The sequence below is a fragment of the Rhodospirillales bacterium genome, assembly GCA_016710335.1.
Classification (GTDB): Bacteria; Pseudomonadota; Alphaproteobacteria; order Rhodospirillales; family Defluviicoccaceae; genus JADJXQ01.
The window spans coordinates 123,670-137,246 of sequence record JADJXQ010000001.1 but is presented as its reverse complement, the minus strand read 5'-3'; the positions used below and the strand labels follow the sequence as shown (position 1 = coordinate 137,246).

The window sequence follows — 13,577 nt, the reverse complement described above, 5'->3', positions numbered from 1 at the left end:
TGGGATGTCCCACACCCACAAGGACGAATCGGCGCGCGGTCGCGCTGATCGGCTGTTTCTCGGCCTCGAGCAGCCCCCCGTCAGCCGCTCGATCGTCATCCAGAACGTACAGCCGAGCGTCGACGACGGTCGCTTTCCCGTCAAGCGCACGGTCGGCGACACCCTGATCGTCACCGCGGAGATCTTCCGCGAAGGTCACGACAAGCTCCGCGCCGATGTCGTCTACCGGCGGCAGGGCGAGAGCGAGTGGCACCGCGCGTCGATGACCGAGGTCAACTTCGGCCTCGCCCAGTGGACCGGTTCCGTCGGCCTCTACGCCAACACCCGCTACGTCTTCGCCGTAGAGGCTTGGACCGACGTCTACGAATCATGGGCACTCGGCGTCGAAAAGAAGCTCGCGGCGGGGCAGAACGTCGATGTCGACCTGATCGAAGGCCGCGAATACCTGGACGAAGCGGTGGCGCGCGCCACGGGCCGCGACCGCGAGTGGCTCGACGCTGCCGTAAAGACGCTCAACGGCATGGATAGCGGCGGTCGCGGCAGCCTGATGCTGGCCTCCGACGTCCGGAACGTGGTGGGGCGCTGGCCCGACTACAGCACCGCCATCCGCTGTGACCGGGAATACGAGGTGGTCGTCGATCGCATCGGCGCCCGCTACGCCGCCTGGTACGAAATGTTCCTGCGCTCCCAGGGAACCGAACCCGGCCGCAGCGCCACCTTTGCCGAATGCGAAGCACGCTTGCCGGAGATCCGGGCGATGGGCTTCGACGTCATTTATTTCCCGCCGCACCATCCGATCGGCAAGGCGTTCCGCAAGGGCAAGAACAACACCCTCGAGGCCGGGCCCGACGATCCCGGCAGTCCGTACGCCATCGGCTCCGACGAGGGAGGGCACAAGGCGATCAACCCTGAGCTGGGCACTCTGGAGGAGTTTCGCAGTTTCGTCGCCGCCTGCCACCGGCACGGCATGGAGGTGGCGATGGACTTCGCCATCCAGTGCTCGCCGGACCACCCGTGGGTCAAGGAACATCCGGAGTGGTTCCTGTTCCGCCCCGACGGCAGCATCAAGTACGCCGAGAATCCGCCCAAGAAATACCAGGACATCGTCAACGTCGATTTCTACAATGAGCATTGGAAGTCTCTGTGGGAGGAGCTCAAGTCGGTCGTCGAATTCTGGGTCGAGCAGGGCGTCAAGATCTTCCGGGTCGACAATCCCCACACCAAGCCGGTCCCGTTCTGGGAGTGGATGATCCGCGACGTTCAGAGCCGCTATCCGGAGACGATCTTCCTCGCCGAGGCGTTCACTCGGCCGCCGATGCTCTACATGATGGCCAAGGTCGGCTTCACCCAGTCGTACACGTATTTCACGTGGCGGCACACCAAGCAGGAGCTGACCGAGTTCCTGACAGAGTGGGTAGAGAGTCCGGTGCGGGAGTTCGCCCGGCCGATGTTCTTCACCAACACGCCGGACATCAACCCGCCCTACCTGCAGACCGGCGGCCGGCCGGCGCATATGATCCGCGTGGTGCTGGCTGCGACGCTATCGAGCGTCTACGGCATCTATAACGGCTTCGAACTGTGTGAAGCGACGCCCATCGCCGGCAAGGAGGAGTACCTGAATTCGGAGAAGTACGAGTACAAGGTCTGGGATTGGGATCGGGACGGCAATATCAAGGACTACATTACCAAGCTGAATGGCATCCGCAGCGAGAACCCGGCGCTGCATGAGTTGCACAACTTGCGCTTTTACTCCTCCTCCGACGACAGTGTGCTGTTCTACGGCAAGATGACCGGCGACCGGTCGAACATGGTGTTCGTCGTGGTCAACGTCGATCCGTTCAGCACGCATGAGTCCTACGTCAGTTTCCCGCTCGCCGAGATGGGCCTCGGGGACGGCGACCTGTTCGTTGCGGAGGAGTTGTTCAGCGGACGACGGCTGGAATGGCGCGGATCTACCCACTGGGTGCGCCTCGATCCGTACCTGAACCCTTGCGAGATCTTTCGGGTCCGGCGCCTCGGCGACATTCCGTACGGACCCTAGGACCTAGGCGGAATCGGGCGGCCCCTCTAAGACGTCACATGTGTACAGGACCAAACGTTAACGTACAGCGACTGCGCATTTCGCGAGCGCGCCGCTGAGAGGACAATGATGCCTGCAGACGATCCAAATCGCTTCGAAGATCCGCTCTGGTACAAGGACGCCATCGTCTACCAGCTTCACGTAAAGGCGTACCTAGACTCGAGTGGTGACGGCATCGGCGATTTTCGGGGGCTCACCCAGAAGCTCGACTATCTGGTCGATCTCGGAGTGACAGCCGTCTGGTTGCTGCCGTTTTATCCATCCCCACTGCGGGATGATGGCTATGACATCGCCGACTACCGCAGCATCCATGAAGACTACGGCACGATGCGCGACTTTCGCGAATTCGTGCGCGCCGCCCATCAGCGCAACCTCAAGGTGATTACCGAGTTGGTGATCAACCATACTTCCGACCAGCACCCGTGGTTCCAGCGGGCGCGGCGGGCGCGGCCGGGATCCAAGTGGCGCGATTTCTACGTCTGGAGCGACACCGACCAGAAGTACCAGGACACGCGCATCATCTTCTGCGACACCGAAGTCTCCAACTGGGCGTGGGACCCGGTCGCCAAAGCCTATTACTGGCACCGTTTCTTCTCCCACCAGCCGGACCTCAACTTCGACAATCCGCGCGTCCTGCAGGAAGTCCTGTCGGTGATGAAGTTCTGGCTCGACGCCGGCGTCGACGGGCTGCGTCTCGATGCGGTGCCGTACCTCTGCGAGCGGGAGGGGACCAACAACGAAAACCTTCCCGAGACCCACGAGGTCATCCGGAAGATGCGGGCCTGGCTCGACGAGCACTTTGGCGACCGCATGTTCCTTGCCGAGGCCAACCAGTGGCCGGAGGACGTGCGGCCCTATTTCGGCGACGGCGACGAAGCCCATATGGCGTTTCATTTCCCGCTGATGCCGCGCATCTACATGGCGCTGGCGCGGGAGGACCGCTATCCGATCACCGACATCATGCGTCAGACCCCCGACATCCCGGAAACGTGCCAATGGGCCATTTTCTTGCGCAACCACGACGAGTTGACGTTGGAAATGGTCTCCGACCGGGAGCGCGACTACCTTTGGGGCTTCTACGCCCATGACCCGCGGGCGCGCATCAATATGGGCATCCGCCGACGCCTGGCGCCGCTCCTGGAGCGCGACACCCAGAAGAACCGCCTGCTCAACAGCCTTCTGATGTCCATGCCGGGCACGCCGATGATCTACTACGGCGACGAGATCGGCATGGGCGACAACATATTTCTCGGCGATCGCAACGGCGTGCGCACCCCGATGCAGTGGTCGCCGGACCGCAACGCCGGGTTCTCGAAGGCTGATCCGGAGCGGCTCTATCTGCCGCCCATCATGGATCCGGTCTACGGCTACCAGACCATCAACGTCGAATCCCAATACCGGCGGCCGACGTCGCAGCTCAACTGGATGAAGCGGCTAATCGCGGTGCGCAAGAACCACCGCGCGTTCGGACGCGGTGCGTTGACGTTCCTCTATCCCGGCAACCGCAAGGTGCTGGCCTATCTCCGCTCTCACGAAGACGAAACCATGCTCTGCGTCGCCAATATGTCGCGTGCGCCGCAGGCCGCGGAGTTGGATCTGAGCGCGTTCAAGGGCCGGGTGCCGGTGGAGTTGCTGGGCCGGGCCGCCTTCCCGCCGATCGGCGACCTGCCGTACTTCATCGTCCTGCCGGGGCACGGCTTCTACTGGTTCTTGCTGGCGGACGAGGTCGAGGCGCCGCGTTGGCACGACGTCTACGAGACGCCACTGCCTGATCTGCAGACGCTGGTGCTGCCCCATGGCTGGCAGAGCCTGGTCAGTGGCGGCAACATTCGAACGCTCACCCGCGACATCCTGCCGGAATTCCTGCCGAACCGCCGCTGGTTCGCGGCCAAGGGCGACCCCATCGAAAGCGTCAGCCTGGAAGACGAGACGGTGCTGCCGGACGCAAGCCGGTTCGGCTACCTGATCGCGACCTTCCAGGTGGCCACCCGCGGCGGCGGCGCATACCGCTACCACATGCCGCTGGCGGCAGCGTGGGAGACGGCCGTCGATGATCCGCTCCAGCGGTTGCAGTCCTTCACGCTCGCCAAGGTGCGCACCGGCAACCGCGTCGGCGTGTTGTACGACGCGCTCGCCGATGCGCCGTTTACGGCGGCGGTTCTCGAGTCCATCCGCGGCGGGCGGGAGATGGGCACAGCCAACGGCGGCACCATCCGGTTCGCTGCCACCAACGCGTTCGCCGCTGTCGAGATCCCGGCGGATGTGGCCATCGATCGCATGGGCGGCGAACAGAGCAACACGTCATTGAAGATCGGCGATGTCGCCATCCTCAAGGGCTACCGACGACTGGAAGCCGGCAGCCACCCGGAACTGGAGATGGGGCGCTTCCTCACCGACGTCGCAGGCTACGCCAACACGCCGCCGCTGCTGGGCAGCGTCGAGCTGTTCGACGCCGACGGGACGCCGACTGCTCTGGCGGTGCTGCACGGCTTCGTTCGCAATCAGGGTGATGGATGGTCGTTTACCGTCGACTATCTCGACCGCCACATCAGCGAGATCGAGGTCACGCCGGTGGGCGACGAACCTGCCCCCGAGCAACCCCATGCGCTTTACCACGCTTTGGCGGCGACGTTGGGGACCCGCATCGCCGAACTGCACGCGGCGCTCGCTCTCGATGTCGACGATCCGGCGTTCCGTCCGGAGCCCGCCTCCGATGAGGATCTGGCGCAGTGGGGCGAACAGGTTCGTCGTCAGGCCGCGGCTGCCCATCAGGCGCTTACCCGCGCCATGGCGCAAGACGCGTTGACTGACGATGTGCGCGAGATGGTCGGCTCGGTGCTGGAGCGCTGGCCGGCGATCGACGGCATGGTCGAGCAGTCATTCGGCAGCGCCGGGGAGGGGCTGATGAAATCGCGAATCCATGGGGATCTGCATCTTGGGCAGGTCGTCGTGGTGCGCGAGGATTTCTACGTGCTGGACTTCGAAGGCGAACCGGCCAAGGCCATGGAGCACCGGCGCACCAAGCAGTCGCCGCTGCGCGACGTGGCCGGAATGGTCCGTTCCTTCGACTACGCGGGGTGGGCGGCGAGGGCCGAACGCCTGCCGACGCAGACCCGTGTCGAGGACGTGGCGCGGGCGGTGGAGGAGTGGACGTTGCAGGCGACCGAATGCTTCCTCGGCGCCTATCGGACGACCGCGGCCGGGTGCGCTACCGTTCCTGGGGACGATGCCGCATTCCAACGACTGCTTGACGTGTTCACGCTGGAGAAGGCGCTTTACGAGATCTGCTACGAGGCGGACAACCGGCCGGACTGGCTGCGCATTCCCGTGCAAGGCGTCGCGCGCATCCTGGCAAGCGGCGACAGCGGCTTCTGATCCGTTTTCGACCTCTCCCCGTTTAACCGGTATCGCCTTCGGCAAGCCAATCAGAGTATGTTTTTTTCATGACGCCATTGCAGGTGCAACAGCAGGTCGAGAAGATCGTATCCGCCAAGCATGCGGATCCGTTTTCGTTTCTCGGCATGCACCACAACGCCGCGGACAGCGACATCGTCGTGCGGGCATTCCTGCCGCACGCGCAGCGCGCCTGGGTCGTCAATGCCAAGACCAACCGGACGGTCGCCGAGTTGCCGCGGGTGCACAAGGCCGGGCTCTTCGCCGGGCCGATCGACGGCTGCGAGCGGCCGTTCCCGTACCGCTTGCGGATTTCCAACGGCGATGTCGAGACCGAGTTGGAGGACTGCTATCGCTTTCCCCCGATCCTCGGCGAGATGGACGTGTATCTTATCGCCGAAGGTCAGCATCTTCGCCTCGACGAGAAGCTCGGCGCCCATGCCATGGTGATCGACGGCATACACGGCGTCGGCTTTGCCGTGTGGGCCCCGAACGCGCTCCGGGTCAGCGTCGTCGGCGGCTTCAACGACTGGGACGGCCGCCGTCATCCCATGCGCTTCCGGGCGGAGTGCGGCGTCTGGGAGATTTTCATTCCGGGGGTGCGGGAGGGAGAACTCTACAAGTACGAGATCGCGACCCGCAAGGGGGAGCTTCTCTCCCTCAAGCTCGACCCGTTCGCGTTTTTCTGCGAGCAGGCGCCTGGCACCGCCGGCATCGTTTATGACCTCGGCCGCTACCAGTGGGCCGACGGCGCCTGGATGAAGGAGCGCGGCCGCAGGGTCGCGCACGATGCGCCGATCTCTATCTACGAGGTTCACCTCGGCTCGTGGCGCCGGCGGCGCGACCGCGCCAACGCGTATCTGACCTACGAGGAACTGGCCGAGACGCTGGTTCCTTACGTCAAGGACCTCGGCTTTACCCACATCGAATTGTTGCCGGTGACCGAGCACCCGTTCGACGGCTCGTGGGGCTACCAGCCGCTAGGTCTGTTCGCGCCGACCAGCCGCTTCGGGCGGCCCGACGAATTCCGCAATTTCGTCGACCGCTGCCACCAAGCCGGGTTGGGCGTCATCCTCGACTGGGTCCCCGGCCATTTTCCGACCGACCCCCATGGGCTCGGCTATTTCGACGGCACCAACCTCTACGAACATGCGGACCCGCGCCAGGGCCGACACAAGGACTGGGGCACGCTGATCTACAATTACGGCCGCTTCGAAGTCTCGGATTACCTGCTCAACAACGCCCTGTTCTGGGTCCAGGAGTATCACATCGACGGGCTGCGCGTCGATGCGGTCGCCTCGATGCTGTACCTGGACTACAGCCGCCGCGCCGGCGAGTGGGTGCCGAACCAGCGTGGCGGCAATGAGAACCTCGAGGCAGTGGCGTTTCTGCGCCGCCTCAACGAGGTGCTGTACCAGCAGCATCCCGACATCGCGACCTTCGCCGAGGAGTCCACGTCGTGGCCGATGGTGTCGCGGCCGACCTACCTCGGCGGGCTCGGCTTCGGCTACAAATGGAACATGGGGTGGATGAACGACACCCTCGGCTACATCAGCCGCGACCCGGTGTTCCGCAAGTACATCCACGACCGCCTGACGTTCGGCATCATGTACGCATTCAGCGAGAATTTCACGCTGCCGCTGAGCCACGACGAGGTGGTGCACGGCAAGGCCTCGCTGGTCGGCAAGATGCCGGGCGACCGCTGGCAACGCTTTGCAAGCCTCCGCGTGTATTACGCGTTCATGTGGACCCACCCCGGCAAGAAACTGCTGTTCATGGGCGGCGAGTTCGGGCAGGAACGCGAATGGGACCACAACTCCAGCCTCGATTGGCACCTGCTCGACGATCCCCAACATGCCGGCATCCGCAATTTGATGCAGGACCTCAATCGGATGTACCGCGAGCTTTCGGCTTTGCATGAACTCGATTGCGAGCCGGACGGCTTCGAGTGGATCGACTGCACCGACGTGGACGCGAGCGTCATCTCGTTCATTCGCAAGGGGCGGGACTCGCGCGATTGGGCAATCGTGGTGTGCAATTTCACGCCGATCGTGCGGCGCGGCTACCGCATCGGCGTGCCGGAGGGTGGCCTCTATGTCGAGCGCCTGAACACCGACTCGTCGGTCTATAACGGCAGCGACGTCGGCAACGCCGGCATGGTTCGCGCCAAACCGGTGAGCTGCCACGATCGCCCGTTCTGCCTCGAGCTCACCCTGCCGCCGCTCGCCGCCCTCGTCCTCATCCCCAAGCGCGACAACACGTAGGGCGCCGCAGCACGCACCCGGTCAGCGGCCCTCGCGCCACCAGGCGCCGGCGAGCGCGGCCAGTGCGAATGCGAGGCTCAACAGGGCCGGCAGCAACGGCACCTCGCTGACGGCAGTGACGACCGACTGGTCCTTGCGCCGCAGCCCGAGCCAGTCGAGGCCCGCCGCCGCGCGTCCCGGTTGGACGCGGCGCACGTCCGGTTTGCCGTCGATCGCCCAGAACAGCCCGCCTTCCGATGCCTCCACCACCGGGCGCAGCCGCCCTTCGGTCGCCCGCAGATCGGCGTCCTCGCGGCTATCGATGCGGCCGCTGGCGGCCAGCGCCGTGGCCTTGCCGTCGTCGATCCGGTATAGCCCGGTCTCGAGCGCCGGCACCTCCGCCCGCCCGATCCCGTCGTCGCCGGGCTCCACCATCATCCGCTGCTCGGCGCCGGAGGGCGCGGTGACGATGATTTCCGCCGCTTGCAAATCCAGGCTCCTGCGTTCCACGAGAAGCTGCCCGTCGTCGACCGAGGCGTTGAGCTGCTCCTCCTCCAACTCCGGCTCCTGCATCAGCCAGTGCACCAGACGGCGAACCAGTTCGGCGTCCGGACCGCCGCCATCGTAGCCGCGCGCCCACAGCCACAGTTGATCGCTCAACAACTGGGCGATACGGCCGGCGCCGATGCGCTCTACGGCCAGCAAAGGTCGGCCGCCGGCGCCGGTCATCAACACCGCGCCGGAGCGCGCCTCAGCTTCGATCAGCCGGAACCATTGACCCCAACCGGGCTCGTCGAACCCGTTCTCGCCGCCCTGAAGGGCGTCGCCCATCGGCATTTCGCCGGGCAGCGCCGACGTCACGGGATGACGCCGGCCGAGCGCCGAGACGGTTGGACGATACGCCTGCTCGACGATGCGCCCGGTCGGCGCGGCCGGCATCGCTTCGCCCAGAGGCGTCCGGTAGAGGCTGTCCGGTCCGGCAAATTCGGGGCCGACCGCCAGCAACAGCGCGCCGCCGTCGCGCACATAGTCGGAGACCGTCGTCAGGTAGCGGAACGGCAGGACACCGCGCATCAGGTAGCGATCGAAGATCACCAGGTCGAAATCGTAGAGCTTTTCTTCGAACAGCTCCTGCACCGGGAAGGCGATCAGCGACAGCTCGTCGACGGATGCGAACTCCTCCGTGTCGGGCGGCCTCAGAATGGTGAAGTGGACCAGATCGACCGCTGGGTCGGACTTGAGCATGTTGCGCCACAGCCGCTCCCCCGGATGGGGCTGACCGGAGATCAGCAGTACGTTCAGCCGGTCGCGCACCCCTTGAACCGTGACGACGGCGCGGTTGTTGGCGGATGACAGCTCGCCCGCCACCGCTTCGGCCTCAAACTCGATGATGGTCGCCCCGGCGTGGCGCAGCACAAGGTCATACGCCTGAGGACGCCCGGCCTCGACGGCCAGCGACTCCGCTTCCTGGCCATCCACCCGAACCCGCACGCGGGCGATTTTCGGCGTGTCGGTGCGTCGCTGCGGCCGGCCGTCGTCGACGCGGAACAGCACCCGCACCGTGGAGCCGACGAGGGTGTAGGCGGGAGCCTCGTCGATGACCAAGCGTCGATCCGCCTCTTCCGGGGCGCCGGTCAGGATGACGTGCAGCGGACCTGGCAGCGCCGCGTCGTCGTTGGGAGCGTCCTCGACCTGGCCGTCCGTGATCATGACGATCCCCGCGAGGCGGTCGCCGGTCTCGGCCGCCAGCGTCGCCGACACGCTGTCGAACAGGTGGGTTCCGTCCTGCCCGCCGCCGCCGTCGCTGCGGACGACGCGGACGTCGATATTGTCGAAGCGCGCCAGTTTCTGCTGAAGGTCGGCGAGCGCCTCTGCCGATTGCCGAGGGCGGTCACCGATGCGCTGACTGGGCGAGTCGTCAACCACGACGATCACCAGATCGGGCCGGGCCTCGCGGCTCTCGTTGAGCACGCCCGGGTTCAGCGTCGCGGCCATCAGCGCCATCAATGCCAGGACCCGAAACGGCCACCCGCGGGCGCGCTGGATCGCCAGGATCGCGGTCAGCATCAGGGTCGCGGCGGCGATAACGGCGATCAGCGGCCACGGGAGCAGAGGATGCAGGACGATATCGAGGCTCACTGCCCGAGCCTCTCCAGGATCGCCGGTAGATGGACCTGGTCCGCCTTGTAGTTGCCGGTCAGCACGTGCATCACCAGGTTGACGCCGAAGCGATACGCCATCTCCCGCTGGCGGTCGCCGCCGGGAACCACGGCGAACATCGGCCGCGACGCCGGATCGACGGCCCACGCCGCGGCCCAGTCGTGGCCGCCGACAACGACCGACGTAACGCCGTCGCGGCTCTGCTCGCCGCCGCGTTCCACCCATACGGTGCCGCCGCTCCACCGGCCCGGAAACTCGGACAGCAGATAGAACGCCCGCGCCAGCACGTGGTCGGCCGGCACCGGCGTCAAAGGCGGCAGGTCAAGGGTTTCGGCGAGCGCCCGCAAGCCACTGAGGCGGATGCTGGCGCCGCGATCGCGCATGTCGAACACGATGGTGCCGCCGCCAGCCATGTAGTGCCGGAGGGCGTCGGCGGCGGTCTCGTCAAGGGGGCTGCTTCCGGGAGAGATCGGCCAGTAGATCAGCGGATAGAACGCCAGTTCGTCGCGCGCCGGATCGACGCCGACAGGTGATCCCAGGGTCGCCGACGTCCGCCGATTGACGACATCGGCGAGGCCGGTCAGCCCGGCCTCGCTGGCATCATCGATCCCGTCGTCACCGGTGATGATATACGCGAGCCGCGTGGTAAGGGCGGCGGGGATGGCGCTGCCGTCGGCGACGACCTCCTCGGCGCCCGCCGGCGGTCCCGTCACCGCCAATGCCGTTGCGAACGCCACGGCGGCCCCGGACCGTGCGGCGCGCGCTCCGACCCAACTGAACGGAACCCGCAACAGACCGCGCATGATCATGCTGGCAACCAGGTCGGCGAGGGCCAGGAGCAACGCTGCGCCCAGCAACCAAGGACGGAGATCGCGCTCGGTCCGCGCTTCGTAGGCTTGTTCGCGAACGTCGGCCGGGAGGTCTGCAAGCGGCTGCAGGCTGGGAATGGCACCGGACAAATTGAGCGCCTGGCGCACGCGTTCGCTGCCGTAGAAGCCTGGCGGATGACTCGGCCCGACCTTCGTACTGGCGAACGCGGCGGCGGCAACCGGACGGGCGTCAGGCGGCGGCTGCTGCAGGCGTCCGAAGCCATCCAGGGTCTGCTTCGGCGCCAGCGGCGGCCCGTCGACTGCGACGCCCGCGCCGCGGCTGGTCGCCAGGAGGCGCTCCAGCATTTCGACGAACAGTCCGGAAAGGGCGAAATTGGACCAGTCGGTGTTGGCGGTGGTGTGGAACAGAACCAGCCAGCCCTGGTCGCGCCGCGCCGCCGTGACCAGCGGCGTCCGGTCGTCAAGCCGCGCCCACACCTGATGGTCGGGCTGCAACGCCGGTTCGGCCAGCACTTGGCGCTCGATCTGGACCTCGGGCGGAACGTCCAGGCCGAGGAAGGGGCTGTCCTGATCGAATGGCGCCAGCGCTGCGGCGTGGCGCCAGGCGAGGGAGCCGCCGAGGGCGCGGTCGCCGGCCCTCAGCGGCGTCGGCAGCAGCGCATCCTCGCGGAATTCTGCGGCTTGGTCCGGCGCCTGCGCCAACCGCGGCCCGGCGAAGCGCACCAGCATGCCACCCCGGCGTACCCAGCCCAGCACGCGTTCCCGCGTGTCGCGGTCGGAAATGTCGCCATCGGGGAGGATGAGCACCGCCAGTTCCCGCGCCAGAAGATCGTCAATGTCGCCGCGCCGCACCTCGGCGAGAGGCTCCAGCGCACGCCCCAGGTAGTAGAGGCTCGATAGCAGGGGCAGGTCCGCGTCGCCGCCGCTGCCGTCGGTGGTGACGACGCCGACGGGGCGGCGGCGCCAGCGCTCGTCAACCAGGATCACCGCGGCTGCCGTCGACTGGCCGTCGATCTCGAGCCGCGTAAGCCGATTGCGCAGTTCCGCCGGCATCGCCAGCGTGGTTTCCGCCCGCTTGGCGCCGGCGGCAAAGCGCAGCGGCTGGCGGGCCAGCAGCGCACCGTCGTCGCCGACCGCGTCCACCCACGCGGTGACCTCCCCGGGGCTCGGTGCGGGGCGCTCTGCCGTGACCGTCAACGCCATGGCGCCGGCCGACGGCGGCCGGAGAACGACCGGAAGATCGCCCGCGTCCGGACGCAGCACCGTGACGGCGCCGAAGGCGCGCAGAGAACGAGCCAGCTCTCCAAGGCTGGGTTCGCTGTCCAGGCTGCTGCTCAGCCAGAATACCGCGCCGGGCGGCTTGACGCGCAGGCGCTGGTCGGCGAGCAGCGCCTCTACGGCACTGGCGCGCGCCAGTTGCCACGGTTTCGGCTGCAGCGCGCGCATCTGGTCCCGCGCCGCGTCGGGGGTCAGAGCAGGTGCCGGGCCGCCGCTCTGCGTACGTTCGGGCTGGGCGGCGGTGGGGATCAGCAGCAACTCGCGCTGCTCGCGCTCGGCCTGGTCGATGAGTCCGTTGATGGCCTCCAGCCGGGCTGGCCAATTGTTGGCGGCCGCCCAGCCGTCATCGACGACGATGATCACCGGCCCGGTTCCAGGCAACGGGTCCGCGGCGTCGATGATCGGGTGCGCAAGGCCGAGAATGACCGCCGCCGCCAGAACCATGCGCAATGCCACCAGCCACAGCGGCGTGCGCTGCACGCTCTCCTCGCTCGGCGCCAGTTGGGCGAGGAGGCGCACCGGCGGAAAGTCGATGCGCCGCGGCGCCGGCGGCATGGCGCGCAACAGCCACCACAGCGCCGGCAGGGTGAGCAGCGCCAACAGGGCCGTCGGGGCGGCAAAGCTCAGCGATCCCAGCAACGACATCGGAGGGTCACAGCCTCATTTGACCGTTTCAGACAGGACCAGATAGAGGGCGAGCAGCGCCGGCTGCGGCGGCTGGCTGGTGTGGTGCACGGCGTGGCTCCAGCCGATGGCGCGCGCGATATCTGCCACCGCCTGCTTGTGGGTCGCCATCATGCCGCGATACCCGGCGCGTACGTCCTCGACGCGCCCGATCAGCATGTCGCCGTCGCCTTCCATTCCTTGAAACCGCACCCGGCCAGAAAAAGGCAATGTCTCCTCGGCGGGGTCGAGGATCTGAAGGAGGTGGCCGCGCACCCCTTGCGCCGCATAGGCGGCGAGAGCCCGCTGGATGTCCGGCAGCGGCGACAGCAGGTCGCCGACGATGACCATGCGACTGTAGCGCGGCAGCGACTCCCGCGCCGGCATGCTCGCCGTCTCGCTGTGGTCTCCGTACAGGCTTTCGGCAATACGCCGGAGCGCCGCCCGCCCCGGCGCCGGCGTCTCGCCGCGGCCGAGCAGCGCCAGGTGCTCGCCGCCGCGGGCGAGCAGCGACGCCAGCGCCAGCAACAGGATCTCCGCCCGCTCCTTCTTGGTTGGCAAGCCGCGCGCGGACCGATACGACATGGACGGCGAGCCGTCCCGCCACAGCCACACGCTCTGCGCCGCTTCCCATTCGGTCTGGCGGATGTATACGTGCTGCGACTTGGCGGACTTGCGCCAGTCGATGCGCTGGATGGCGTCGCCGGGATGATAGCGGCGGAACTGCCAGAAGCTCTCGCCCGGCCCCACCCGGCGGCGGCCGTGGATACCTTGGGAGACCGTCGCCGCGACCCGTTCGGCGGCGACCAGCAGCGGCGGCAGGGTCGCTGCCAGCGCCTCGGCGCCGTGGAGGGTTTCGGCGGCATGTCCGGGTCCGGCTACGGGGCTCGCGCCACACCGCCGCCGCGTCCCCGGCGGACGCACCGCATC

The 13,577-nt window shown here is 67.0% G+C and carries 6 protein-coding genes; 3 read left to right on the top strand and 3 right to left on the bottom strand.

The features are described 5' to 3' along the window. Nucleotides 1–4: 4 nt before the first annotated feature. The 3 genes from IPM60_00640 (at nucleotide 5) to glgB (ending at nucleotide 7,737) form a co-directional block, all read left to right on the top strand. Nucleotides 5–2,041 (top strand): alpha-1,4-glucan--maltose-1-phosphate maltosyltransferase, encoded by a 2,037-nt coding sequence (locus tag IPM60_00640; protein ID MBK8906450.1) that lies wholly within the window; start codon nucleotides 5–7, stop codon nucleotides 2,039–2,041. A 108-nt stretch (nucleotides 2,042–2,149) separates the two neighbouring features. Continuing rightward, the gene (gene treS, locus IPM60_00635; GenBank protein ID MBK8906449.1) at nucleotides 2,150–5,455 is read left to right on the top strand and encodes a maltose alpha-D-glucosyltransferase; all 3,306 of its coding nucleotides are present in this window, start codon (nucleotides 2,150–2,152) and stop codon (nucleotides 5,453–5,455) included. A 68-nt stretch (nucleotides 5,456–5,523) separates the two neighbouring features. Next, entirely contained in the window at nucleotides 5,524–7,737 is a 2,214-nt protein-coding gene (glgB, locus tag IPM60_00630) for a 1,4-alpha-glucan branching protein GlgB (protein ID MBK8906448.1), read from the top strand. 21 nt (nucleotides 7,738–7,758) lie between these two features. On the opposite strand, the gene IPM60_00625 is transcribed toward glgB, so the two are convergent. The 3 genes from IPM60_00625 to IPM60_00615 are packed head-to-tail and all read right to left on the bottom strand — an operon-like array spanning nucleotide 7,759 to nucleotide 13,571. Beyond that, complete coding sequence (locus tag IPM60_00625; protein ID MBK8906447.1) at nucleotides 7,759–9,855, bottom strand: hypothetical protein; 2,097 nt, start codon at nucleotides 9,853–9,855, stop codon at nucleotides 7,759–7,761. Next, nucleotides 9,852–12,629, bottom strand: a complete 2,778-nt coding sequence (locus IPM60_00620) for a DUF4159 domain-containing protein (GenBank protein MBK8906446.1) — start codon at nucleotides 12,627–12,629, stop codon at nucleotides 9,852–9,854. Before IPM60_00620 ends, IPM60_00625 begins: the two co-directional genes overlap by 4 nt. A 15-nt stretch (nucleotides 12,630–12,644) precedes the next feature. Beyond that, on the bottom strand, nucleotides 12,645–13,571 hold the full coding sequence (locus IPM60_00615) for a DUF58 domain-containing protein (protein ID MBK8906445.1): 927 nt from the start codon (nucleotides 13,569–13,571) through the stop codon (nucleotides 12,645–12,647). Nucleotides 13,572–13,577: the final 6 nt, after the last annotated feature.

Excerpts from the sequence above, each read along its gene's own strand:
- glgB (MBK8906448.1), top strand. The coding sequence starts at position 5,524 with ATGACGCCATTGCAGGTGCAACAGCAGGTCGAGAAGATCGTATCCGCC.
- IPM60_00620 (MBK8906446.1), bottom strand. The coding sequence starts at position 12,629 with ATGTCGTTGCTGGGATCGCTGAGCTTTGCCGCCCCGACGGCCCTGTTG.
- treS (MBK8906449.1), top strand. The coding sequence starts at position 2,150 with ATGCCTGCAGACGATCCAAATCGCTTCGAAGATCCGCTCTGGTACAAG.
- IPM60_00640 (MBK8906450.1), top strand. The coding sequence starts at position 5 with ATGTCCCACACCCACAAGGACGAATCGGCGCGCGGTCGCGCTGATCGG.